This window comes from Halorarum halophilum (assembly GCF_013401515.1).
GTDB lineage: Archaea > Halobacteriota > Halobacteria > Halobacteriales > Haloferacaceae > Halorarum > Halorarum halophilum.
Window position 1 is genome coordinate 2,034,795 of the sequence record NZ_CP058529.1, and the last position, 24,215, is coordinate 2,059,009.

General features: G+C 69.9%; 23 protein-coding genes. 6 read left to right on the forward strand and 17 right to left on the reverse strand.

Features of this window, described 5'->3' with window-relative positions:
- Nucleotides 1-94: 94 nt before the first annotated feature.
- From HUG10_RS10375 to HUG10_RS10390, 4 genes are all read right to left on the reverse strand, one after another.
- A complete protein-coding gene (locus HUG10_RS10375; RefSeq protein WP_179169509.1) occupies nucleotides 95-1,294 on the reverse strand; it encodes an ABC transporter substrate-binding protein in 1,200 nt (399 codons plus the stop codon).
- Nucleotides 1,295-1,435: 141 nt separating this feature from the next.
- Entirely contained in the window at nucleotides 1,436-2,449 is a 1,014-nt protein-coding gene (locus HUG10_RS10380) for a metal ABC transporter permease (protein WP_179169510.1), read from the reverse strand.
- On the reverse strand, nucleotides 2,446-3,231 hold the full coding sequence (locus tag HUG10_RS10385; RefSeq protein WP_246310125.1) for a metal ABC transporter ATP-binding protein: 786 nt from the start codon (nucleotides 3,229-3,231) through the stop codon (nucleotides 2,446-2,448). Before HUG10_RS10385 ends, HUG10_RS10380 begins: the two co-directional genes overlap by 4 nt.
- Before the next feature lie 7 nt (nucleotides 3,232-3,238).
- Nucleotides 3,239-4,306 (reverse strand): metal ABC transporter substrate-binding protein, encoded by a 1,068-nt coding sequence (locus HUG10_RS10390; RefSeq protein WP_179169512.1) that lies wholly within the window; start codon nucleotides 4,304-4,306, stop codon nucleotides 3,239-3,241.
- Between the two features lie 312 nt (nucleotides 4,307-4,618).
- On the opposite strand from HUG10_RS10390, the gene HUG10_RS10395 reads away from it, so the two are divergent.
- The 3 genes from HUG10_RS10395 to HUG10_RS10405 all read left to right on the forward strand — a co-directional run bounded on the left by HUG10_RS10395 (nucleotide 4,619) and on the right by HUG10_RS10405 (nucleotide 8,226).
- Nucleotides 4,619-5,761 (forward strand): multicopper oxidase domain-containing protein, encoded by a 1,143-nt coding sequence (locus HUG10_RS10395; RefSeq protein ID WP_179169513.1) that lies wholly within the window; start codon nucleotides 4,619-4,621, stop codon nucleotides 5,759-5,761.
- 2 nt (nucleotides 5,762-5,763) lie between these two features.
- On the forward strand, nucleotides 5,764-6,816 hold the full coding sequence (locus HUG10_RS10400; protein ID WP_179169514.1) for a halocyanin domain-containing protein: 1,053 nt from the start codon (nucleotides 5,764-5,766) through the stop codon (nucleotides 6,814-6,816).
- A gap of 90 nt (nucleotides 6,817-6,906) precedes the next feature.
- Entirely contained in the window at nucleotides 6,907-8,226 is a 1,320-nt protein-coding gene (locus tag HUG10_RS10405) for a M28 family metallopeptidase (RefSeq protein ID WP_179169515.1), read from the forward strand.
- A 37-nt stretch (nucleotides 8,227-8,263) separates the two neighbouring features.
- Here the strand turns inward: HUG10_RS10405 and truA are convergent, their stop codons facing one another.
- The 10 genes from truA to HUG10_RS10455 form a co-directional block, all read right to left on the reverse strand.
- Nucleotides 8,264-9,064, reverse strand: coding sequence for a tRNA pseudouridine(38-40) synthase TruA (gene truA / locus HUG10_RS10410; protein WP_179169516.1), 801 nt, complete (start codon nucleotides 9,062-9,064; stop codon nucleotides 8,264-8,266).
- A 25-nt stretch (nucleotides 9,065-9,089) separates the two neighbouring features.
- On the reverse strand, nucleotides 9,090-10,469 hold the full coding sequence (locus HUG10_RS10415; protein WP_179169517.1) for an outer membrane protein assembly factor BamB family protein: 1,380 nt from the start codon (nucleotides 10,467-10,469) through the stop codon (nucleotides 9,090-9,092).
- 89 nt (nucleotides 10,470-10,558) lie between these two features.
- A complete protein-coding gene (locus HUG10_RS10420) occupies nucleotides 10,559-11,095 on the reverse strand; it encodes a metallophosphoesterase family protein (RefSeq protein WP_179169518.1) in 537 nt (178 codons plus the stop codon).
- 98 nt (nucleotides 11,096-11,193) lie between these two features.
- Complete coding sequence (gene hisS / locus HUG10_RS10425; protein ID WP_179169519.1) at nucleotides 11,194-12,510, reverse strand: histidine--tRNA ligase; 1,317 nt, start codon at nucleotides 12,508-12,510, stop codon at nucleotides 11,194-11,196.
- Between the two features lie 400 nt (nucleotides 12,511-12,910).
- Nucleotides 12,911-13,714 (reverse strand): arylamine N-acetyltransferase family protein, encoded by an 804-nt coding sequence (locus tag HUG10_RS10430; protein WP_179169520.1) that lies wholly within the window; start codon nucleotides 13,712-13,714, stop codon nucleotides 12,911-12,913.
- A 68-nt stretch (nucleotides 13,715-13,782) separates the two neighbouring features.
- The gene (locus HUG10_RS10435) at nucleotides 13,783-14,661 is read right to left on the reverse strand and encodes an EamA family transporter (protein ID WP_179169521.1); all 879 of its coding nucleotides are present in this window, start codon (nucleotides 14,659-14,661) and stop codon (nucleotides 13,783-13,785) included.
- Nucleotides 14,662-14,756: 95 nt separating this feature from the next.
- A complete protein-coding gene (locus HUG10_RS10440) occupies nucleotides 14,757-15,350 on the reverse strand; it encodes a DUF7411 family protein (protein ID WP_179169522.1) in 594 nt (197 codons plus the stop codon).
- A complete protein-coding gene (locus HUG10_RS10445) occupies nucleotides 15,351-15,701 on the reverse strand; it encodes a DNA-binding protein (RefSeq protein WP_179169523.1) in 351 nt (116 codons plus the stop codon).
- A 224-nt stretch (nucleotides 15,702-15,925) separates the two neighbouring features.
- Nucleotides 15,926-16,381, reverse strand: coding sequence for a 30S ribosomal protein S19e (locus tag HUG10_RS10450; protein WP_179169524.1), 456 nt, complete (start codon nucleotides 16,379-16,381; stop codon nucleotides 15,926-15,928).
- 113 nt (nucleotides 16,382-16,494) lie between these two features.
- Nucleotides 16,495-17,523 carry a lysylphosphatidylglycerol synthase transmembrane domain-containing protein gene (locus HUG10_RS10455; protein WP_179169525.1) on the reverse strand — a complete coding sequence of 343 codons (1,029 nt, stop codon included), beginning with the start codon at nucleotides 17,521-17,523 and terminating at the stop codon, nucleotides 16,495-16,497.
- A 184-nt stretch (nucleotides 17,524-17,707) separates the two neighbouring features.
- Here HUG10_RS10455 and thiL point away from each other — a divergent pair, with 184 nt between their 5' ends.
- Entirely contained in the window at nucleotides 17,708-18,637 is a 930-nt protein-coding gene (gene thiL, locus HUG10_RS10460; RefSeq protein WP_179169526.1) for a thiamine-phosphate kinase, read from the forward strand.
- Between the two features lie 61 nt (nucleotides 18,638-18,698).
- On the opposite strand, the gene HUG10_RS10465 is transcribed toward thiL, so the two are convergent.
- From HUG10_RS10465 to HUG10_RS10475, 3 genes are all read right to left on the reverse strand, one after another.
- Nucleotides 18,699-19,835, reverse strand: a complete 1,137-nt coding sequence (locus HUG10_RS10465) for a site-2 protease family protein (protein ID WP_179169527.1) — start codon at nucleotides 19,833-19,835, stop codon at nucleotides 18,699-18,701.
- A 174-nt stretch (nucleotides 19,836-20,009) separates the two neighbouring features.
- Nucleotides 20,010-20,267, reverse strand: a complete 258-nt coding sequence (locus tag HUG10_RS10470) for a DUF7123 family protein (protein ID WP_179169528.1) — start codon at nucleotides 20,265-20,267, stop codon at nucleotides 20,010-20,012.
- A gap of 266 nt (nucleotides 20,268-20,533) precedes the next feature.
- On the reverse strand, nucleotides 20,534-21,313 hold the full coding sequence (locus tag HUG10_RS10475) for a molybdopterin synthase (protein WP_179169529.1): 780 nt from the start codon (nucleotides 21,311-21,313) through the stop codon (nucleotides 20,534-20,536).
- A 469-nt stretch (nucleotides 21,314-21,782) separates the two neighbouring features.
- On the opposite strand from HUG10_RS10475, the gene pyrH reads away from it, so the two are divergent.
- Both pyrH and lysS read left to right on the forward strand, forming a co-directional pair.
- Nucleotides 21,783-22,499: a UMP kinase gene (gene pyrH / locus HUG10_RS10480; RefSeq protein WP_179169530.1), complete on the forward strand. Its 717-nt coding sequence runs from the start codon at nucleotides 21,783-21,785 to the stop codon at nucleotides 22,497-22,499.
- Nucleotides 22,496-24,202 carry a lysine--tRNA ligase gene (lysS, locus tag HUG10_RS10485; RefSeq protein WP_179169531.1) on the forward strand — a complete coding sequence of 569 codons (1,707 nt, stop codon included), beginning with the start codon at nucleotides 22,496-22,498 and terminating at the stop codon, nucleotides 24,200-24,202. The genes pyrH and lysS overlap by 4 nt, the downstream gene beginning before the upstream one ends.
- Nucleotides 24,203-24,215: the final 13 nt, after the last annotated feature.

The following is a 24,215-nucleotide window of genomic DNA, read 5'->3' on the forward strand; positions in this document are numbered from 1 at the left end:
GGGGCACGTTCCGCGGCCCGCCGTCCGGTTCGCGTGATAGGTCGCAGAAGAGGGATCGACGCGTCGTGACTCGTCCCGGGAGCCGTTCTCGCCGTCAGGCGTCCCCGGTGACGATGTCCGCGACCCGCTGCCGGTCGAACAGCTCCGCGTCGCCGGTCACCTCGCCGAACACCTCGGGGTACAACTGCTTCGCACCCCGTTCGGTCAGGAACAGGTTGTGAATCGGCCCCTGGTACAGGTAGCCGCCCCGGTAGACCCGCCCGTTCTGCACGGCCGTCAGTTCGCCGCCGACGGGGTGGTTCCGCATGAACTCGAGCACCGTGTCGCGGAACTCGGCCGCGGACTTCCGCTCGTGGGCCCGCAGCATGATCACGTCGGGATCGATCTCGAGCATCGTCTCGTAGTCGATCCGTCCCCTATCGGTCGTGCTGATCCCGTGGATACCGGTACCCGAGAGCGCGTCGCTGACCCCGAGGTCGCGCCACTGCTTCTTGCTCGTCCCCCTGTCGTTCAGCCGGTACGGCGAGAACGCCTCCGGCTCGTCGCTCCCCTCGTAGACGAGCAGCACGTTGGGCCGCTCGTCGGCCGGCGGGAGGCGCGTCTGGACGTCGGCGAGGAACTCGTCGTGGAGCGATTCGAACGCCCGGTACCGCTCCTGCTCCTGGAACAGCTCCGCGACCTTCTCGAACGCCTCGTAGAGGGTGTAGTACCGGTAGTCGTGCCACTCGTCCTCGCGGCGGAAGATGAGGTTCCCGAGGAACGGCCCGACGTTCCCCGCGATCTCCTCGACGTCGTCCCGTGACCACTCGAACCAGTTGACGAGCATCTCCGGGTCCATCACGTGGACGTCGCCGTCGAGTTCGTAGAAGACCTCCTTCGACATGTCTGCGGCGCCCGGGTCGTTCGCCTCGAGTCGCTCGCGGTCGACGCTGACCCCGGGAAGCTCGTCGTAGACGTACGTGTAGTACCGGCTCGCCCCGCCGACGCCGACCAGTCCCTCGGCCCGCCCGAGCGCGACGCTCATGTCGGCGTATCCCCCGCCGTAGGGGAGCCACGTCTCGGGCACCGACTCGAACGTGAGCTCCCCGACCGGTTCCATCGAGACCGAGTAGGAGCCCCCTTCGGTCCCCGTCGATTCGTCCGCGGGCGAGGTCCCGTCGATCGCCGTGGGCGTCGCGTTCCCGCCCGACTCGTCGGCACAGCCGGCGAGCAGGCTTCCGCCGACGACCGCGGCACCGTATCCGAGGTAGTCCCGCCGAGTCCGTCCGTCCCGTTCCGCGAGTTCGCGTTCCATGGTTTTTGGCTCGCCTAAACCGGTAAAGCGGTGCCGATTTTTAGGATTGCCTAAATTGATGCCATGCCGGTAATCCGGAGTACGGGGCACTTCTGCGCCGTTAGGGAGCGTGTCTCGCTCGACGGGATCCGCTCCGGGGCGTCACTCGGCGGTGTCTCCCGATCGCTCCGCGTCGACGGTTCCGACGTCGGGTGCCGGCGCGTCGCTCCCGACGCGCTCCCTGAGTTTCCCCAGGACGACGCAGCCGACGTAGATCGCGACGGCGATGAGGACGATGACGCCCCCGGCGGTCGCCTCCGCGTAGTAGGAGACGCCGATCCCGAGGATGACCGCCAGTTGGGCGAGGACGATCGACGCGAGCAACGACTGGGAGAAGCTCCGAGACACCTGCGTGGCACCGGCGACGGGTACGACGAGCATCGCGGCGACGAGGATGACGCCCATGATCTGCATGGCGCCGACCACCACCAGCGCGGTGAGCATCACCATCACGCGGTTGTACCAGCTGACGGGGATCCCGGAGACCTCCGCCGCCACCTCGTCGAACGTGACGTACAGCAACTGGTTCCGAGTGACAGCGACGGTCGCGACGATTACGCCGAACAGGACGAGCAGGATGGCGGCGTTCTCCGCGGACACCGTCGCGAGGTTTCCGAACAGGTACTGGTTGATACCGACCGCGAGTCCGCCCGCGTTGAGGCTGATGAGGACGGTGCCGAGCGCGAACCCCGTGGACAGCACGATCGCCATCGAGACGTCGTTGTAGGCGTCCGTGTGCTCCGAGATGAGTTCGATGAACAGCGCCGCGATCACCGCGACCACGACCGCCGAGAGATAGGGGGAGACGTCGAGGTTCAGCACGGCGTTGACGAACAGGCCGACGGCGACCCCCGCGAAGGCGGTGTGGGCGAGCGCGTCGCCGATGAGCGCGAGCTGCCGGTGGACGAGGAACGTCCCGATGAGCGGGGCCATCACTCCGATACAGAGTCCGACGAGGATCGCCCGGTGCATGAACGGGTACTGGAGCAGTTCGAGCCCCGTCACCGCGGCCAACCGGAACATGAGTTCCGACCACAGGGAGAGAACCCAGTACAGCGGCGCGAGGAACGGCTCGATCGGACTCGCCTGGAGCGGTAGAGCCTGCGTCCCGGTCACGAGGAATCACCCACCACCCTCGCGGACGTCCCGAACGCCCGCCCGACCGCGTCGCTTTCGACGAACTCGTCGGTCGACCCGTCGAAGTAGACCTCCCGGTTGAGACAGACGACGCGCTCGGCGTGGTCGGTGACCGCCCCGAGGTCGTGCTCGATCAGCAGGATCGTGATCCCGTCCGCGTTGAGCGCCTCGAGCAGGTCGTAGAACGCGTCGACCGACTCGACGTCGACGCCGACGGTCGGCTCGTCGAGCACGAGGAGGTCCGCCTCGCTGGCCAGCGCTCGCGCGATGAACGCCCGCTGGCGCTGCCCGCCGGAGAGACGAGTGACGCGGCGGTCCGCGAACGCGGCCATCCCGACGACGTCGAGGGCGTGATCGACGATCCGCCGGTCCTCCTCGGAGAGGCGGCCGAAGCCGACGTGGGGGAACCGTCCCATCTTCACCACCTCGCGGACCGTGATCGGCATCTCCTTCGACGCGCTCGCCTCCTGGGCGACGTAGCCGATGCGCGCGCCGTCGTCGAACGTGCGTGCCGGTTCGCCGAACAGCCGGGCGGTGCCTTCGTCCGGACGGAGGAGTCCGAGCATGAGCTTCATCAGCGTCGACTTCCCCGACCCGTTCGGGCCGACGACGGCGACGTACTCGCCCGCGTCGATCCGGATCGAGACGTCCTCGACGACCGGCGTCGCGGTGTAACCGAAGTCGACGTCTTTCAGTTCGATGACCGCGTCCGTCGACGCGGCGTCGATCGATTCCGTCTCCGTGTCGGTGGTCGTGTTCATCTCCATCTCACTCGAAGTTCCGCCACTGCTCGTTCCAGCCGTCGGGACCGGCGTCCTCGGGCGACGTGTTCCCGAGGACGATCTCGAACGTCGGCATGTTGATGTTGTACGCGATCTCCTCGTACCCCCAGTCGTTCTCGACCCAGTCCTCTCGGACGCCCGCGTACGGAGTCACCGGGTAGTACCCCTCCACCGCGGTCTCGGCGACCAGTTGCTTTGCAGGCCGCCGCGTCTCGAACACCCCCGCGCCGACGTACTTGATGTCGTTCTCGTCGATCACCCGCTTCGCCTCGGCGATGTCGGACGGCTTCACGTCCCCGCTCGCGGCGAGGTTGGTGACGAGCGGCCTCATCCGGACGCCGTAGCGGACGCCGATGTACTGGAAGGCGTTGTGCGCGGCCAGCTGCACCACGTCCCGACTCGCCTTCTCGAAGATCCGTTCGTAGTCTGCGTCGATGCGGTCGAGCACGTCCGTCTTGTACGAGGAGGCGTTGTCGCGGAACGCCCCCTCGTGTTCGGGAAGGAGTTCGACGAACCCCTCCGTGATGTTGTCGACGGACTGGGCGGCACGCCGGGGATCCAGCCAAAAGTGGGGGTCCTTGCCGCGACCCTCCCCGACGCCCTCCTCGTCCGGGTCCAGGCTAGCGGCGAGCGACACGAGTTCGACGTTCTCGCGGACGTTGATCAGGTGAGTGTCGACGTCGTCGTCCTCGAGCGTCCGGATCGCCCGGTCGGCCCACGGCTGGAAGTCCTCGCCGACGTGGACGAACGCGTCCGCCTCGATGATGTCCCGCGTGACGCTCGCGTCCGGCTCCCAGCCGTGACCGTGGAGGCCGGTCGGGACCAGGTTCTTCACCCGCAGGGGCGTTCCGTCGGCGATCTTCCGGGCGAAGTCGTAGAAGCTGAAGAACGAGGCCACCGCGACCGGGTCGTCGTCGTCCGTCGCCCCCGAGGCGCCGACACGGCTGTCGCCGAGACAGCCGGCGGCGCCGACGGCGAGGACGCTGCCGGCGGCAGCGAGCGTTCGACGACGCGAGCACCGGGGTCCTGTCCCCGCGTATGGATCGTCGCTCATGCTCGCCCACCCCCCACGACGCTCATGCGGCCCGACGCCGACCGGAGCGTCCCCGGTCGGTGCCCAACCCGCAGCCGAACCAAATTATTAGACTCATCTAATTCTCTGTTTGTCCCCACCATACAAATACTATTCGTTCAACTTAACCACGGTTCACAGGCGTGCGCCGACGAGCGCTCGGGGAGGTGATCGACACGTGACATTTGGGCGATACCGTCGAGAAATGGCCGTTCAGCCCCGCTCTCCAGTCTTTCTCGGATCCCGGGAACCGTCTCCACTTCATATGTTCTCGGCCGTCCGAGATGAACCTGTATGACGAGCGAAATCGGCGCTCCCGGCGACGGCATCTCACGACGACGGTTCCTGGCGGCCTCCGGGGCGGTCGGCGTCTCCGCGGCGGCCGGCTGTGTGACGACCTCGCAGCCGACGGTCTCCCGGGTCGATACCGGTGCACAGGCGATGACGAGCGACCTCCCGACCACTGGTAGGCCCGAGGTGGTCGACCTGGCCGAGCGCGACTACGAGGTGACGCTGAAGGCGGTGTCGGCGGTCCACCACGTCCACCCGGGCGAGACGATGAACGGCCCCATCACGCTCCCGGTCGTCTGGGCCTGGCAGGCCGACGACAGCACCCCCTCGGTCCCCGGTCCGGTCCTGCGCGTCGAGGAGGGCGCGGAGTTCAACGTCACCCTCGACAACTCGGGGATGGACATGCCCCACACGTTCCACGTCCACGGCCTCCGCAAGACGTGGGAGAACGACGGCGTCCCGACGACGACCGGCGTCACCGTCGGCCCCGGCGAGACGCACACCTACGAGTTCACCGCGAACGTGGCCGGCACCCACCTCTACCACTGCCACTACCAGACGCCCCGGCACATGGACATGGGGATGTACGGGATCCTCCGCGTCGAGCCGGAGGGATACGAGCGCGCGGACAGGGAGTACTACATGACGGTGAAGGAGTGGGACACCCGGCTCTCCCGCCAGTACGGCGGCGAGGACGTGGGCTACGACCTCACCAGCCGGGGGATGGACACGTTCACCATCAACGGGAAGTCCGCGCCCGCGACGTTCCACCCCGAGACGGGGTCGCCGATCGTCGTCGAACCCGGCGACACCGTCAGGCTCCACTGGGTGAACGCGGGCTTCCACAGCCACCCGCTGCACCTCCACAACCACCGGTTCCGGGTCGTGGAGAAGGACGGGTCGGCGATCCCGGAGGGGATGCAGCTGATGCAGGACGTCGTGAACGTCGCCCCGGCCGAGCGCTACACGGTCGAGTTCGAGGCGGACGCGGACCCCGGCATCTACCTGATGCACTGCCACAAGGTGGACCACGTCCGCAACGGCTCCTCGTACCCCGGCGGGATGCTCTCGGCCGTGGTGTACACCCCGGTGATGGACACCGACCTCTTCCGGCAGGTCATGGCGTACGCCGGCTACGAGGCGTGACCATGTCCGGGCACACCGACGGCGCACCCGGACGGGGCTCCGGGTACACCCGACGGACGGTGCTGGCGGGGACGGGCGCCGCCCTCGGGGCGTGCCTCCTCCCCGGGCAGGTCCGCGCGGCCGGCGAGGACCCGACCGACCTGACGGAGTGGTTCGCCGACACCGACGGCGCGACGGAGGTCGTCGACGAGCGGGGCACGGACGCCGTGACGGTCGCCGTCGGCGTCGACGCCAACGGCGGGGCGTTCGGGTTCGGCCCGCCGGCGGTCCGCGTCGACCCGGGGACAGAGGTGACCTGGGAGTGGACCGGCAACGGCGGCAGCCACAACGTCGTCGCCGAGGACGGCTCGTTCGGCTCCGAGTACGACGACGCGGCCGGAACGACGTTCGCGTACACCCCCACGGAGTCCGGCGTAATCCGGTACGCCTGCGCCCCGCACAAGGCGATGGGGATGCGCGGCACGCTGGTCGTCGGCGACGCGGCGGTCACCTTCCCCGGTGGGGCGACCGGCGGCGACGCCGAGACCCCGACCGGGACGCCCGAGCCGGAGCAGTTGGGTCCGATGCGGTCGTTCGACGGCTGGCTCGACGGGACGAGCAACTACCGGGGCGTGGCCGACCGCCGCGGCGAGGCCGAGGTGACGGTGAAGGTCGGCGCGACGGGCAACGGCGGCGAGTTCGCGTTCGAACCCGCCGCGGTTCACGTCGACCCGGGAACGGTCGTCCGCTGGGAGTGGGTCGGCACCGCCGGTGCCTACGACGTCGTCGATCCGGCGCTCGGTTACGCGAGCGAACAGGTCCAGGGGACGGGGAAGACGTTCGCGCTCCGGTTCGACGGCGACGGCCTCTCGAAGTACGAGTGCACGGAGTACGGCGACCAGGGGATGCGGGGCGTCGTCCTGGTGGGCGAGGGACCGGTCGGGGAACTGACCTGGCGGGGCGTCGGCGCCGCCGCCGGCGTCGCCGGCCTGGTCGCGGCCCCCATCGCGCTCGGCGTCAGGTACCACTTCGAGAACGTGACGGGCGGGGGCGGCCCCGACCGCCCCGAGAGCTGACCGACACGCCCGCGTCGGGACTCGGCGTCACGATCTCGGCCGAACGGTCGCCACCCCCGGATTTTTGCCGACGCTCGGCCACTCACACCCATGGACGACATCGCCGACGCCGTGGGACGGGCGTGGCTCGACGACCGACCCTGGGCGTTCCTCACGGACCTCACTGCGATCGGGAACCGGATGGGCGGGAGCGAGGGGGAGGCTCGCGCCGCCCGACTGGTCGCCGACGCCTTCGAGGACGCCGGCCTTCGCCGCGTCCGCCAGCAGTCGTTCGAGGTGAACGAGTGGCGACGCGGGCGGACCGAACTCGAACTCGTCGCCCCGGATCGCCGGGAGTTCGAGGCCATCGCGCTGCCGTACTGCCCCGCCGGCGACGTTCGGGGGGAACTGGTCGACGTCGGCTACGGCACCCCCGCGGAGATCGACGAGGTCGACGTGGAGGGGAAGGTCGCCGTGGCGAGCACGACGACCCCCTCGGGCGGGCGGTTCGTCCACCGGATGGAGAAGTACGGCTACGCCGCCGAGGCCGGCGCCGAGGCGTTCGCGTTCGTCAACCACGTCCCCGGACAACTCCCGCCGACGGGGTCGCTCACGTTCGGCGAGGAGGCGTCCATCCCGGCGGTCGGCGTGAGCAAGGAGACCGGCGCGTGGCTGTCGGAGTACGCCGGCGAGGACGGCGTCGTCGAACTGACCGTCGAGGCGGAGACGGTTCCGGGCGAGAGTCGGAACGTCCTCGGCGCGGTCGGCCCGGACACCGACGAGGCCGTGCTCGTGCTCGCCCACTACGACGCCCACGACATCGCCGAGGGGGCGCTCGACAACGGCTGCGGGATCGCGACCCTCCTCGTCGCCGCCCGGATCCTCGCCGAGGCGGACCTCGACATCGGCGTCCGGTTCGGCGCGGTGGGCTGTGAGGAGACCGGACTGCTCGGCTCGGAACACCTCGCGTCCATGACCGACTTCGACTCCGTGAAGGCGGTCGTGAACGTCGACGGCGCGGGTCGGTTCCGCAACCTCGTCGCGATGAGCCACACCTCGGCGGCGACCGCCGACGTCGCCCGGCGAATGAGCCGGGCCACGCGCCACCCCATCGAAGTGCGCGAGGAGCCCCACCCGTTCTCGGACCAGTGGCCGTTCGTGCGAGCCGGCGTCCCCGCGCTCCAGCTCCACTCGGACAGCGGCGAGCGCGGCCGGGGGTGGGGTCACACCCACGCGGACACGCGGGACAAGGTCGACGACCGGAACGTCAGGGAGCACGGCGCGCTCGCCGCGCTGCTCGTGCGCGAACTCGCCGAGGAGTCGGTCGAGATCCCCGCGCTCGACGAGTACGAACTGGAGGAGGCGTTCCGCGAGGCGGAGTTCGAGCCGGGCATGAAGGCCGCGGGGCTGTGGCCCGAGGACTGGGACTGAGCGCGGGTTCCGGCTCGCCCCGCGTCAGCACGGGCTCCTACAGGCCGTCCAGAATTTCGTCGGCGACCCGCGCCCGAACCAGCCCGTCCCGTCGTCGGTCGCCGAACACCTCCCGGACGGTCTCCATCGCCACTGGGTCCCGTTCGAACGTCAGGTCGGGGTAGTCGACGCCGACGAGCACGAGCGGTTCGGGAGGAGCCGTCGGGACGCCCCACTCGTCGGCGAGGCGTTCGGCCGAGAGCACCTGATCGACCCGGTCGAGCCCCGCGTCGCCGCCGGCGACGCCGTGGACGACCCCCGCCAGCCGACGGACGAAGTGCCGCGGGAACCCCCCACCGGCGACGCGGAGGACGAGGAACTCGCCGTCGCGGGCGACCGAGCAGTCCACGTCGCGGACCGTGCCGTTCCCATCCGTCGTCAGGTTGTGGAAGTCGTGCTCGCCCGAGAGTCGCGCGGCGGCCTCACGTGCCCGGGAGACGGAGGCCTCGGGCGCGTAGAGGTGGTACCGGTAGGTCCGTCGCACCGCGTCGTGGGTCGCGTGGAAGTCGGCGGGCGCGTCGGCGTGGGCCCAGGCCCTGACATGCCCCGGGAGTTCGGCGTTGAACGCGCGGGGCGTCAGCCAGTCGGGGGCGTCGAACGCGACCGTCTGCGCGACCGCCGAGACGCCGGCGTCCGTCCGGCCGGCGGCGGCGTACCCCGGCGGCTTCCGGTCGTCGTCGCCGAACACGTCGAGCGCGCGGAGCGCGTCGAACAGCGTCCCCTCGACGGTCGGCACGTCCGGCTGGCGCTGGAAGCCGTAGAACGGCCGGCCGTCGTAGGCGACGCGGAAGGCGCGCACGGGTGCCGCGAGGGACGCGGTCGACTTAGGCGGCGCGTTCGAGCGGGAGCGCCACGACAGACGCGTCGCCGGTGCCGACCAGCGCGTACCCCCCGGCGACCTCGACGGTGAACAGGGACGCACGCTCGCCAAACGACCGGCGGCGGGTCGCCTCGCCCGCGTCGGCGTCGACGGCGTACAGCGACCGCCCCTCGGCGTACCCCTCGACGACGGCGACGTCGGCGCTCGCGGCGGTCGGCCACGCGTACCGCTCGCGCGGGTCGAACGACCAGCGGTGCTCGCCGTCGGGGAGCCCGAACGCCTCGGTTCGCGCCCCGCCGCCGCGGGTGTACAGCGTCCCCCGATCCGGGCCGAGTAGGAGGGGGTGGCCACCGTGAACGGGGGCGCGCCACGCGACCGAGCCGTCCGTGTCCAGCGCCAGCGTCTCGTCACCGGCGGCGTACAGTACCCCCCGGTCACGGTCGAGGAGTGCCTCGCGGACCGGACGGCGTTCCCCCCACTCGCGCGTACCGTCGAAGGCGTACCAGTGGACGGGTCGGCCCATCGTGTCGTCGTCGCCGAGGAAGAACACGCGATCGGCGGTCGCGGCGAGGGCGCGCCCCTCCGTCCCGGTGTCCACGTCGAAGCGCTTGCTCCCGTCGTGATCGAGGCAGGTGAGTTCCGTGCCGGCGGCGACGACGACGCCCTCGGGGGAGACCGCCACGTCCGCGACGCCGGCGAACGGATACGACCAGCGCAGCGTGCCGTCGGCGACGTCCACCGCGAACAACTCGGTGGGTAGCGGTTCCTCCGGCGTATCGTGGGAGTGTTCGGGCTCGAAGAACTCCCTCGACGTGACGTAGACCGTCCCGTCGTGGACGCCGCGGACCGCCAGCGAGCGTTCGTGGCGCATGCTCCAGCCGACCTCGCCGGTCGCCCGGTCGAGCGCGCGGAGCGCTGTCCACTCGTACTCGTCCGCGTGCCCCGTGACGGCGAACACGCGGTCGTCGGTGACGGTGACGCCCCACCGGTCGTCGCCGTCGTTCGGTTCGGCGTAGGCTCGCCCTTCGAGTTCACCCGGCGTCGACGTGTGCCACAGTTCGGTCCCGTCGGTCGGGTCCAGCGCGGCGACGGCGCTCGGGCCGCCCTCCGACGAGAGCGATGCGTAGACGGCTCCGTCGTGCGTGTCCAGCCCGAGGACGTGCTGCTCCTCGACCGAGCGCGTCCACGCCGGCTTCCACTCCGGGAGGTCGTCCGGGGGCGTCGAGGAGGGCTCGGTCAAGGGGTCGTTCGTCCCGCTCCCGGTCGGCGACGCGGACGGCGAGTCGGTCGGTTCTCGGGTTCCGCCGGTCCGATCCGAGCAGCCGGCGACGGCGGGGAGGAGGGCTGCGCCTGCCAGTCTCAGCGCGGTTCTGCGGGAGACCATGCCCTGACGCCGCGTCGCGCCCGGCATAAGCCTTCTACTCGTTCGTCGGCGGGGGAGCTATCGATGTGTTGGCGAGGGGTTCCGCCCGCTCAGGCCTCGTGGAGCGTCACGTCGAGGTCGCCGTCGGCGACCTCCGCGGTCATCATCGTCGCGCCGTCGGCCCTGCCGACCCCCGTGGCCGAACCCGGATTCAACAGGCGAACGCCGTCGTGGACCTCGTCCTCGACCTCGTGGCTGTGGCCGCCGATCCCGACCATCGGCTCGTCGGCCCTCGCCCGGGTCGTGTCGGCGACGGCGTCCAGCCAGTCGTCCCGCCCCATGACGACCCCCTCGGTGCTGGATACCGCGCGCTCGACGGGGTTGACGATGCCGTGGACGACGACGAACGTGACGCCGCCGGCCTCGACGGACGCGACCGCGGGCAGGTCGACGTCGTCGGGGTCGGCGTTCCCGTACACGGCGGTCAGGTCCGGGGCGAGTTCGCGCACCTCGGCGAGCGCCTCGTGCGAGCCGAAGTCCCCGGCGTGGACGACGTGGTCGGCCGCGCGGACGCGGTCGCGGAACGGTGCGGGGAGCTGGTCCGCCTGCTCGGGGACGTGCGTGTCGGAGAGGATGGCGACCTCCATACGACCGAGATGTCGGACCGTCAATAAAATCTGGCGAGACGAGGCCCCGCATCCCACGAAGCGCGAACCGCGAACCCTGAACCGTGAGCCGTGCCCGGTTACGCGAAGTCGTCGTACGTCGGCCGGTCGTGCTCGCCGGGGAACTCGTCCACGGGCGCGGTCGTCTGGTCGCCAGACCGCATGTCCTTCACCGTCACGTTGCCGTCCGCGAGGTCCTGCTCGCCGACGATGACGACAGTCTCGGCGTTCACCGAGTCGGCGTAGCCCATCTGGGCGCCGAAACTCCGGCCCGCGAGGTCCGACTCGACGACGTTGCCACGCTCGCGCAGGTCGCGGGCGACGCGCGCGGCGACGTCCCGGGTGTCGCCGACCCGGAGGACGTAGTAGTCCGTCGACAGCTCCGCGTCCGGCATGACGCCGGCGCGTTCGAGCAGGAGCGTCAGCGGGGCGTATCCGGGGGCGACGCCCACCGCGGGAGTGGGCTGGCCGCCGAACTCCTCGATGAGGTCGTCGTAGCGCCCGCCGCCGAACACCGAGCGGGACACCTCGCCCGTCGAGTCGAAGCACTCGAAGACGGCGCCGGTGTAGTAGTCGAGCCCCCGTGCGGTCCGCAGAGAGAGGTCGCAGTGCTCGCCGGCCCCGAAGTCGTCGGTCGCCGCCAGCACCGCCTGCAGGTTCTCGACGGCGTCCGCCAGCCCCTCGGCCTCCGGCGCGAACTCGGTGAGTTCGTCGAGGTTCGCGGGGTCGGTGACGTCGAGCAGCGCGTCGAACTCGCGGGCCTGGTCGTACGCCAGGCCGGCGTCGTACAGCAGGTCGAGGTACTCGTCCTCGTCGACCTTCTCGGACTTGTCGACCGCGCGGATGGCGTCGGTCACGTCCACGTCGGCGTCGAACGAGCGGAGGAGGCTCCCGAGGATGTCGCGGTGGGAGACACGGAACTCGAAGTCGTCCGCCGTGAGCCCCAGGCCGGTGAGCGCGTCGGCCGCCACGGCGAGCACCTCCGCGTCGGCCTCCGGTTCGCTGGAGCCGAAGATGTCGACGTTCGTCTGGTAGAACTCCCTGAAGCGCCCCTGCTGGACCTGCTCGTAGCGCCAGAACGGTCGAGTGGACATCCACTTCACGGGTTTGGACAGCTCCTGGGCCTTCGCGGCGTACATCCGCGCGACCGTCGGGGTCAGCTCCGGGGCGAGGGTGACGTGCCGGCCGCCGTGGTCCTCGAAGGCGTACAGCTCGTCGACGATGTCGTCGCCGCTCTTGTCGGTCCACATCTCGGCCCGCTCGAGCCGCGGGGTCTCGATCTCCCGGAAGCCGTACCGCCGGCCGGCGTCCTCGACGGCGTCGATGACCTCCCGGCGGGCGGCCATCTCGGGGGGATAGAAGTCGCGGAACCCCTTCAGGCGCTCGTACGTTGGCATGGTTCGGGGTTTCGCGTGATTCGGTTTAAGGTCGTGGTTCTTCGGTGTGGGCGCGTGCTATCTCGAACCGTCGTCCACGAAGGTGAACACGATCACCTCGAACGTGCTCGCCGCGATAGCCCCCCGGTGTTCGGATTCGCTGTCAAATTGGTTGCCGGTCCTCAGTTCCCGAAAGCCCCCGCGGCTGTCGGCTCCCGCGAGACACGCTATGCTCCTCGGCTCGCTGTACTCGCCTGCGGTGCTTGCGGCCTTGGGGGTCGCCGACAGCCGCGGCCCCTTTCAGTCCCACCCGACCGCAGCCTCGCCCTCCCCAGCCGATTCGCTCGTCGCTGCGCTCCTCGCTCATCCCTCGCACGACGTCGGCCGCGCACAGGGCGCGGCCGCCGCGCGCCACCGCGAGTCAGTTCGCACGATACCGAAGCCCGAACTCGCGTTCGAGCACGTCGTGCCAGTCCTCCTTCGCAACCGAATCCTCGGACTCGTTGCCGTCGACGATGCGCGTCAACGAATCCGCGCGCAACTTCACGTGGCCCTCGTCGGTCGCCATCGAGACGACCGGGTCGCCGGTGAACGGCGATTCGGGGGCGGACTGGAGGTAGTCGCAGGTCGCCTCGAAGTAGGAGAGCTCCCGGGGGACGTCGCTGAACAGGTAGCGGTCCTGCCAGTCGTCGTCGCCGGGTTCGCGGTACTGTGTCAGGTACGTCTCGTCCGGGCGGTCGCTCTCGACGACGCGCCAGGCGTAGCCGACCTCGTCGGTTCGGACCTCGCCGTCGACGGGGAGCGGCCGGCGCATCGTCGGGACGCCCATCCCGACGTCGACGAGGTACCGGCGGCCGTCAAGGTCGATGACGTTCGTGTGGTGGTTCGCCGGCGGCCGGCCGGCGCCGTCGTCGCCGACCATGCGGGCGGCGATCCGGTCGACGTCGAATCTGAGGGCGTCGAGCAGCGTGTGGAACAGGCCGTTGAGTTCGAAGCAGAACCCCCCGCGTTCGCGCTCGACGATCTTCCCGTAGAGGTGGGGGAGCGCGAGCGTCACGCCCTCCCCGTCGTCGGCGCCGTCGTAGGGGTCGCCGGTGACCGAGAGCGTCTCGAACGGGACCGTCGTGACGTGTGCGCGCTGGAGGCGTTCGGCGACCGCCAGGCTCGGCCGGTCGACGTCCGTCGGGTCGAGCCCGATTCTGGCGAGGTAGCGGTCTGCGTCCACAGTTCTCGGGTGTCGGTACTTCGGGTGGGCACAAAAGGCTCTCCGAACCCCGCTCCGCGCTACTTCCGTCAGACAGCCAGCAGGCCGACGCCGACGACCGCGAGCGCGGCGGCGACGAGGCGCGTCCCGAGTCGGGTCTCCCCGAGGAGGACGCCGCCGAGCACTACCGCGACGACGGCCTGGGTGTTCACGATGGGCGAGGCGATGCTGGCGGGCACCTCCGCGAACGCGATGGAGGTGAAGTGCTCGGCGCCCGCGACAAGTAGCCCGACCGCCGCGAATGCGCGGTACGGCGGGCGCTCGGCGGGCCAGTTTCGGACGGCGCTGGGGAGCAACAGCAGCACCACGCCGCCGAGTACCGTCGGAACGAGGGCTTCCGGCGGAACCCCGACCTGGTCGAGCACGGCGCGCTTGGCCACGTCGCCGACGGCGAAGACGGCGGCCGAGAGGAGCGCGAGCTGTGCGGCCCGCGAACTCGCGGCCCGCCTGAGCGGTTCCGTCGGGTCGCCGCCGCGGTAGTTCGCGACGTACACCGCGAAGGTGACGACGACGATCCCGGCGACCGCGAGCGGCGGCACGTCGGCCGCGAGCAGCGCCACCTCAAGCGGGAGGACGAACACCGGGACGACCTTGTTGATCGGCGCGACGTAGGAGACCTCGCCGAGCGCGAGCGCGTGCAGGAACAGGACGAACCCGACGCCGACGCCGAGGACGGCGCCGACGAGCGCCAGCGCGTCGGTAGGTCCGAGTCCCTCGACTGCCGGGAGGTCGGCCGGCGTGACGCGCGTCGAGACGACCGGCAGGTACCAGACGAGCGCGAAGCTGTTGACGAGAACCGTCAGCACGGTGGCCGGGTACGCGTCAAAGTAGCGCTTGAGCGCGAAGAGGTAGACGCCCCAGAGCAGCGCGGCGGCGAGGGCGAAGAGGACGCCCGGCTGAACGTACACGGGTGCCGGTCACGGGGGCGGCGGGAAAGCGGCACGGTTTCGACGCGCCGTCCCGCCAATCCGGTCCCTGCGCGCCCGGCCGGGATCGACCCCGGTCAGTCCAGCGTCCCGCGGACGTACGTCTGCTCGTGGGCCGGGAACACGTCGACGACCGCCTCCTCTCCCCCCTCGGCGCGGAGGAGTTCGCGGAGTTCCCCCTCGTAGTCGGCCTTGGGGATCTCCTCGCTGGGGCCCGACTCCACGTCGAGCGTCTCCTCGACGAGCCGGTCGACCGCGTTCCGGCCGAACCCCGAGAGGGGCGCGATGTAGTCCACCTCGTGGCGGTCCTCCAGCGACTGGGCGAACGCCCGGGACACCGAGGGGACGCGGTCGTCGCGCCGGGTGCCGTCCGCCACGGCGTCGACGTCGAGCGCGGCGACCTCCTCCAGGGCGTGCTCGTGGACCCACTGGATGCCGTTCCGCGGGTAGCCGTCCTCGCGCATGGTCCCGACCGCTTCCGCGGCGACGTCGCGATCGAGTTCGTGCGTCTCGAACGGGAGCCCGAGCGCGGCGGCCGCCCGACGCGCGTGCTCGTGATCGTCGGTGACGTCGAAGTGAGCCGTGACGAGCCGCACGTCGTAGAAGCCGTCGAGCACGAGCGCCGCGAGCGAGGAGTCCTTCCCGCCGCTGTACAGGAGCGCGAGGTCCATTCAGCGACGACGGATGTCGAAGCTCTTCTGGTCGGGCTGGAGCTCCCGCAGCAGCGACTTCATCTGCTCCTCGTCGATCCGGTCGTTGAGTCGGCCGCTCTGGGCCAGGGCCGTGACCTGCTTTTTCACCTGCTGTGCGAACTCGGGCTTGCTCATCTCCACGGCGTTGAGCCGCTGGCGGGCGCCATCGGTGAGGTACTGCTTGAGCAGCGCGTCCTGCTGACGTTCCGCCTGTTCTTGAGCGGCCTGCTGGGCCTCCTGGTCGGCCTCGTCGCCCGCCTGGTCCTGGAGTTCCTGCATCTTCTGTTCCCGAAGCTCCTGAATTCGCTCGTCGTCGGGGGTTTCACTCATACTAGGTGTGCGTTACTGTGGCGCGGCCAAAACGATTGCGGGTGAGGACGAGACCCGAGCGCGGAGGGCGCGAGGTCTCGACGATACTGACGGTGGAAAACTGCGACCGGTGCGCCGGTGCTGACCACCCCAGCACCCGCGTCTCCGCTCCGATTCGTGGGGGAGACGAACGACTCCCGTCGCTCACGAACTGGCCATCGCAAAACGCGCCGCCGAAAATCGAGCTACGCGTAGCGTTCGAGCTCCGGCCGATCGAGCTCCTCGAGCACGTCGCCGGCGGCCTCGTCGAGGAAGCCGCGACCCTCGTCGGTGATGCGGCGACCCTCGCCCTTGGCCGTCTCGACGAAGCCCTCCTCCTCGAGCTGCTGGAGCGCGACGCGGATGATCTTCTTCGAACCGGCGGCGTGGCCGGCGGGGGCGACGCGGTAGCGCGTCGAGCCGTCCTTCGAGCCGCCGTACTCGGTGGCGAGGCGCTCGACGCCGATGGGGCCGTTGTCCGCGACCTTGCGGAGCAGCGAGGCCGTCCGGACGAACCAGAAGTCCTCCTGCTGAGGCGGGAGTTCGCGGTCCGAACCCGTCTTCGTGAAGCCGGCCCACTCCGGCTCCTCGATGCGATCCTCGAGCCGGTCGGCGACCTCCTCGATGAGGTCCGCCGCCGGGACGTCGTAGAGAGTGACCATACGGGCGAATTCAGTATCCCGGCGTTTAAACTCGTCGTATCTCCGTCGGGGCGGCAGATCCGGGGACGCGGTACGACGGTGGGGTCCATCAGCACGGAAGTGCGGACCGGATCTCACCCCAACCTGTCCGCGCCGACGACACTCACGACCGTTCCGCCGATGAGCACAGGCACCCAGTAGACCGCACCGCGATAGATGACCACCGCCGCGAGGGCCGTCCCCGGCGAGATCATGACCCCGGGGAGCGCCGAGAGCACGGCGACGAGCACCGCCTCGATGCCGCCCGCGCCGCCGGGCAACGGCGTCACGCCCGCGATGGCGCCCATCGGGACGACGAACAGCACCGCCGAGAGGGGGATCGAGGCGCCGATGGCCTCGAAGGCGAACCAGAGCCCGAGCATCTGGAACGCCCAGCCGAGCGTCGAGGCGGCCAGCGAGACCGCGATCCCCTCCCGGTCGGTGGCGACCCGCTCGATGGCGCCGAAGAAGTGGCCGATGCGCGATTCGATGGCCGCCGGGTCCGGGATCGTGACGCCCGGAATGACGCCTGTCAGGCGCTGGACGACGGGGGTGAACGCCGAGACGACGCGGCGCTCCAGCGTGTAGCGGTGCTGCCAGCCGACGTACACCAGTCCCGGGACCGCGACCGCGATCAGCACGACGATTCCCGTCGCGAACCGGAGCCTGGTTCCGAACGTCGTCTCCGTCGCGAAGTAGCCCGCGCCGACGAGCGCGAGCGTGATCGAGGGGACGAAGTTCAGCGTGTCCACGCTGGCGATGGCGGCCAGCCCCTTCTCGTACTCGGTGTCCGCGATCTTCGAGATGAGGAGCGCGGTCACCGGCTCCCCGCCGGCCTGCCCGAACGGGGTGACGTTGTTCGAGAACATGGCGCCGTTGAACACGAGGAACGACTTCACGACCGACAGCTCCACGCCGAGCACGCCGAGCACCGTCCGGAGCGCGATGGCCCAGGCGGCGAGCCAGGCGACCGTGAACCCGATGACGAGCAGCACCAGTCCGGTGTCTGCTCGGGAGAGTTGCGTCAACAGGTCGTCGACGCCGACGACGTACAGCATCACGGCGAGGACCGCGAACGCGCCGAGGAATCCGAGCACCGTGGCGCGCATCTGGTCCCGATCCATGCACCCGAATCGGGCAGGATACGGTATCAAGCCGTCGGAAAGAATCGGGCGACGTACGTCCGCTCGACGGCCACGACGTGGCCTCCGAGGATGCTTCGGCTGGTTCCTCGGCGAATGGGGGCCGAGATCACTGATCGAGCGGACGCCGAAAGCGTTTCGGGGTGGCCACGCGGACGGGAGAGCGATGGACGAACGCGAGGCGCTGTCGCTGCTCACCGCGGAACTCCCGGGCGCGGGCGACGACTGCGCGGTCGTCGGGGATCGGGTCCTCACGACGGACATGCTCCACGAGGCGACCGACTTCCCCGACGGCGTCACCCGCTACACGGCCGGCTGGCGCTCCGTCGGCGCTTCGCTCTCCGACGTCGCGGCGATGGGCGCGGAGTCCGAGGCGGCCGTCGCCGCCTACGCGTCCCCGGAACTGGACGCGGAGGAGCTCCTGGCGTACGTCCGCGGCGCGCGTGACGTCTGCGAGGCGGTCGGCGGCGAGTACGTCGGCGGCGACCTCGACCGGACCGACGAGTTCACCGTCGCGACCACCGTCCTCGGCCTCGCACCCGAACCGGTCCTGCGCTCGGGCGCGAGTCCCGGCGAGGCCGTCTGCGTGACGGGGTCGTTCGGCCGGAGCGCCGCGGCCCTCAGGCTCTTCCAGCGCGGGAACGGGGAGGGAGAGGACGGCAGAGTCGAAGACGGTGAAGGCGATGACGGCGACGGCGGGGACGTCGAACGCGGAAACGAACTGTTCCGGTTCACGCCCCGCGTCGCCGCCGGAACGGCGCTCCGACCGTACGCGACCGCGATGATGGACTCGAGCGACGGCCTCGCGCGCTCGCTTCACCAGCTCGCGGAGGCGAGCGACTGCGGGTTCGACGTCGAGGAGGCCGCCGTTCCGGTCCACCCGGCCGTGACGGACGTCGCGGACACAGCGGCAGAACGGAGGGAGCTCTCGCTGTTCTTCGGCGAGGACTTCGAACTCGTGTTCACGGTTCCCGAGGAGGAGTTCGACGCGGCGCGCGAGGCGTCACCGACACCCCTCGCGCGGATTGGGACGGCGACCGCGTCCCGCGTCGAGATGGACGGCGATCCGCTCCCCGACCGCGGGTACGACCACTGATTCGTCGGAAGAGCCGGTTACGGGACCGAACGTGTGATCCAGATGTCTCTACTCCGACCGTTCAGAGCGTCGCCACCTCGATCGGGACGAGCATGAAGCACGCCAGCCCGAGGAGGAAGGTGACGACGCCGACGACCATTCGCCTGGCATCGAGCGACGAGTCGTCGATCGGGTTCGCCGGCCCGCGGTAGGCGATGAACGCCGAGAACAGGCCCCAGAACGCCCAGAGCCCGACGGACTCGTTGACGCCGAAGTCCCTGACGTAGTGGAGGTAGGCGGCGACGCCGAACAGGGCGACCGGCACGAGCGCCGCGACCGTCTCCTGGCGCTCGCCGACCATCGCGCGGACGATGTGGCCGCCGTCGAGCTGGCCGACCGGCAGCAGGTTCAGCACGGTGAAGAACATCCCGACCCAGGCGCCCATGATGACGGGGTGGGCCGTCTTCGTGGGGTCGTCGTAGCCCGTCGGCTGTCCGATGGCGTCGGCGATGAAATCGAGCAGTGGCGGGTTGTTGAACACGATGACGCGGCCGCCCTCCTGCATGACCTCGGGCGGAACCGAGAACGGGCCGAGCAGGAGGCCGACGACGGTGACGACGATCGTCGCCGCCAGCCCCGCGAGCGGTCCCGCGACGCCGATGTCGAACAGCGCCTTCCGGTCGGGCATCTGCCCGCGCATGCGGATGATGGCGCCCATCGTCCCGAACGGGAGCACGAACGGGATGACGTACGGGAGCGAGACGTCCACGTCGTGGTACCGACCCATCACGTAGTGTCCGAGTTCGTGGGTCAATAGCACGCCGAGGACGGCGGCGGTGAACGGCCAGGCCTCGAGCACGACCAGGGGATCCGCCTGGATCTCGGCGAACGACTTGTAGTACCACGCCGTCGCCCCGACGAGCAGCGTCGAGACGACGGTCGCGCAGAACAGGAACAGGTTCGTCCACGGGATCCCGTCGATCCCCGTCGAGTACGGGCGGGCGACGACGACGTCGAGGCCGCGCTCCGTCTGGACCACCTGCACCTCGTAGCCCTGCTCGCGGAACGCGGGCCAGATCCGCTCCACCAGCGCGTCCTCCCCCACCTCGCTGATACCGTAGTAGAGCATGCGCTCGCCGTCGGTCCGGACCTCGGACAGGTGGAAGACGGCGTCGAGTTCCGGGGGGCGGGGGACGTCACGCTGTGCCGCGTCGCTCATCGGCGGTGTTTTGACCCGGCAAAGGATAAGTCCTCCCGATGCTCCCATGGGCGGATGCGTGCCGTTCGCTGAGCGGCGGGGGTGGGAGAGTGACGGATGCGGGAACCGTCATCGGTTCGACGCACGGCGGGGACCGGCGGTGGCTGTGCATACCCATCTGCGGTCCTGGCCGGCTTACGCGGGTTCGATGCGCCACGTGGTCGCGCTCGTGTACGACCACTTCTCGATGGTAAGCTCCGAGGCGGAGTCGGTAAGCTTCACCATCAGGGCGCCGATCTCCTTCGGGGAGAGACCGACCTCGTCCGCGATGAACTTGCTCTTGAAGTAGAGCTCGCCGTCCTGCGCCTTGGCGAGTAGGAAGTCCTTGAGTCGCTCTTCCTTGGAGGGGCTATCGACGTCGGTTTCAGTGGAGGGGTTTGCGGTTGCGCTCATCCTGGGTCACCTCATCCCTCCCTACCCGCCAGGGGATGTTATAAAGGAGAGTCCATTACCGGTAATTCGACTTCGTTCATGAGATGGTTGACGTGAAAGAGGGGAAAATGATTCGTTCAGGACGTTTCACACGGAGCTTAGACCCTTCATAGAGCCATTAGAGCTCGTCATTTGGCCCGGACGCCACCCGTCAGACAGGCGCCCGACGGGGCGAGGATTAGGAAGGGGTTGCCGGTTAGTCGGGTCCGAGCCCTGTCGGGTGCGGCTCACGCGCGGTCGTGGACCCAGAACTCCTCGTCGGTCGTCGTTTCCTTCTTGAATATGGGGACCTCGTCCTTCAGGCGGTCGATCCCGTCCTCGACGGTCCGGAACGCCTCGCGCCGGTGGCCGGCGAGCACGACCACGAAGACGATGTCCTCCCCGTCCTCGATGACGCCGACGCGGTGGTGCATCCGCACTGCGAACACCCCCTCCCGCTCGGTCAGTTCCGCCTCGATGGTCGCCATCCGGTCCTCGGCGACACCCTCGTACTTCTCGAACGCGAGGTGGGTCGTTCGGTCGTCGTCGGGCGAGTCCTTCGCGCGTACCCGGCCCGTGAACGTCGCGATGGCGCCCGAGCGTTCGGCGTCCGGGTGGGTCTTCACCTCCCGGACGAGTTCCTCCAGCGTGACGTGTGGCTCGACGTCGTCGATCAGGTCCGCGAGGGCGTCGAGGTCGAGGTCGCCGACCTCGTCGTCGCGCTCGACGACCTCGCCCGGCACGGACTCCTCGCCGATGACGACAGTCGGCAGCCTGAGTCGCGAGAACCCGGCGACGATGGCGTAGTCGTACTCCGGCGCGAGCCGGTCGAGGAGCGCATCGAAGGAGTCGCCCCGTCCGGCGGCGTGCCACCGCCCGTCGTCGCTCAGGTGGACGTCGAGGTCCTCGGGGCCGAGATCCATGTCCCGCTCGCCCCGACGGACGGTCGCCACGCGCCCGTCGAGGCGCGCGGCGAGCGAGTCGAGCACGGTGTAGGCGTCGGGCCCGACGATGCTCAGAGCTTGCATGGTCGTGGGAGGGCGACCGAGCGGCTTAGACCTTCGGCCATTCGTTTCGGCTGGCGACGAGAGGGAATCGTTGGTTCGTCCGGGGACCACCTCGAAAGCCCCCGCGGCTGTCGACGAAGGCGCGGACCGACAAGCACCGCAGGAGCGAACGGAGTGAGCGACGAGGAGCGCAGCGGCCGCACCGAGTCGACAGCCGCGGCCCCTTTCAGATCCACCCGACAGCACACACCACGCCCTCCCCAGCCGAGTCCTTCGTTCCCTCGCGCGTACCCGGCTGGCACTACCCGAGACCTTCGGTCTCGTGAGTTCACCCTCACTCACTTCGTTCCCTCGCGTGAACGGAGGCTCGCCGGCACGCGCCAAAGAGTTAGATGCTCCGACGGGATTCCCGCCGAAACCCTCGTCACCGCGACCCACACGAACGCCCACTCCGGGAGCCTTAAGAGCGAATCGCGGCAACGCCGTTGCAATGAGAGTCGTCATTTCCCTCGGCGGGAGCGTGCTCGCGCCGGAACTCGACCCGGAGCGCGTCGCGGGCCACGCGTCCGTCATCGAGCGCCTCGCGGACGAGGGGTGCGAACTGGGGACAGTCGTCGGAGGCGGGGGCGTCGCCCGTGACTACATAAGCGCCGCCCGAGAGATCGGTGCCAACGAGGTCCAGCTCGACCAGATCGGCATCGACGTGACCCGCATCAACGCCCGCCTGCTCATCGCGGCGCTCGGGCAGATCGTCGACCCGACGCCCGCCCGCGACTACGACGAGGCCGGCAACGCCATCCGCCGGGGCGACATCTCCGTCATGGGCGGCGTGATGCCCGGCCAGACGACCGACGCGGTCGCCGCCGCGCTCGCCGAGTACGTCGACGCCGACCTGCTCGTGTACGCGACCGGCGCGGACGGCATCTTCGACGCCGACCCGAACGAGGTCGACGACGCCGAGCAGTACGGCGAACTGTCTCCCGCCGAACTGGTCGAGGTTATCGCGCCGATGAGCCGGGATGCCGGCGCCTCCGCACCGGTCGACATCCTCGCGGCGAAGCTCATCGAGCGCTCGGGGATGCGCACCATCGTCCTCGACGGGCACGACCCCACCGCCGTGGAGGACGCCGTGCTGCGCGGCGAGCACACGGGCACGGACATCGTCCCGGCGGGCGGCGGGGAGCCGACCTACTGGGCCCAGCGATGAGCACTGACGCCGACGACGGCGGCGACGGCCGATCCGACGACGCCGGGCAGGTCGACCCCCACGCGGTCGGACGTGGCGGCGGGGAGGACGACGAGGGCGAGTACCGCGCCTTCTGGGCCGACGAGGTCGCCGACGAGATCGAGGCCCGCGACCCCGAGGACCCGATCGTCATCAAGGGCGGCGTCTCCCCCTCCGGCATCGCCCACATCGGGAACTTCAACGAGATCATCCGTGGCTACTTCGTCGCCGCGGTGCTTCGCGAACGCGGCCACGAGGTCCGGCAGGTGTTCACCAGCGACGACAGGGACGCGCTGCGGAAGCTCCCGCGGAAGCTCGCGGACACCGACGGGAACATCGTCGAACTCGGCGACGTGAACGCCGGCGCGCTCGGGCAGAACCTCGGCAAGCCGTACACCGACATCCCCGACCCGTTCGAGGACGGCCACGACTCGTACGCGGCCCACTTCGCGGCGCTACTGGAGGCCGACGCCGAGGCGCTCGGCATCCCGGTCGAGATGGTCTCGAACACGGAACTGTACGCCGACGGCGCGTTCGACGAGGTGGTCGAGCACGTCCTCCGGAACGTCGACCGCGCCCGCGAGACCCTGGCGAAGTACCAGGACAAGGTCGACGCCGACTACGTCCCCTTCATGGCCCAGTGCTCCGAGTGCGGCACCCTGACCCAGGACGTCACGGGCGTGAACGTCGACGAGGGGACCGTCGAGTACCGCTGTTCGGGTATCGAGGCGGGCGGCCGCCACATCGAGGGCTGCGGCCACGAGGGGACCGCCTCGTTCCACGAGGGGAAGCTGCCGTGGCGCTTCGAGTGGCCGGCCCAGTGGCAGGTGCTCGACGTCGACTTCGAGCCGTTCGGGAAGGACCACGCCGAGGGTTCGTGGCCCTCGGGGGTCGACGTCGCCCGGAACGTGCTCGGAATCGAGCCGCCGGTGCCGATGGTGTACGAGTGGTTCACGCTCGACGGCGAGTCGCTCTCGTCCTCCGAGGGCCACGTCGTCACCGTGTCGGAGGTGCTCGACCTCGTCGAGCCCGAGGTGCTGCGCTACTTCTTCGCCCGGAACCCGAAGAAGGCGAAGGACCTCGACCTGGAACGGCTCGACCTGCTCGTCAACGAGTTCGACCGCTTCGAACGGGTCCACTTCGGCGAGGAGGGGGCCGACGGGGACCTGACCGCGTTCGCCGAGCGGGCCTACCCCTTCGTCGTCGACGAGGTGCGCCCTGACCGCGTTCGGCTGCCGTACACGTTCGCGGCCGTGCTCGGCATGGTCGAGGACCGCGACTTCCGGGTGAAGATGGCCCGCGACGAGGGGCACTTCACCGAGGGGACGCCCGAGTGGGCGATCGAGGACGCCCTGAAGCGGGTCGAGCGCGCCCGCCGCTGGGCCGAGCGCAACGACAACGAGTACAACTATCGACTGCAGACGGAGCTCCCCGACCACGAGTTCGACGCCGACGTCGCGGCCGCGCTGGACGACCTTGCCGACTTCGTCGCCGACGGCCACGACGGCGAGGAGATCCAGGGCGAGATCTACGAGACGGCGCGCCGGCACGACGTGCCGGTCGGCGACTTCTTCGAGGCGGGGTACCGGCTGTTCTTCGACGAGACGCAGGGACCGCGGCTCGGGGAGTTCCTCGGCGAGCTGGAGTGGGAGTTCGTCGTGCGACGGCTCCGGCGCGAGGGATAGGCTGCGAGGAGCG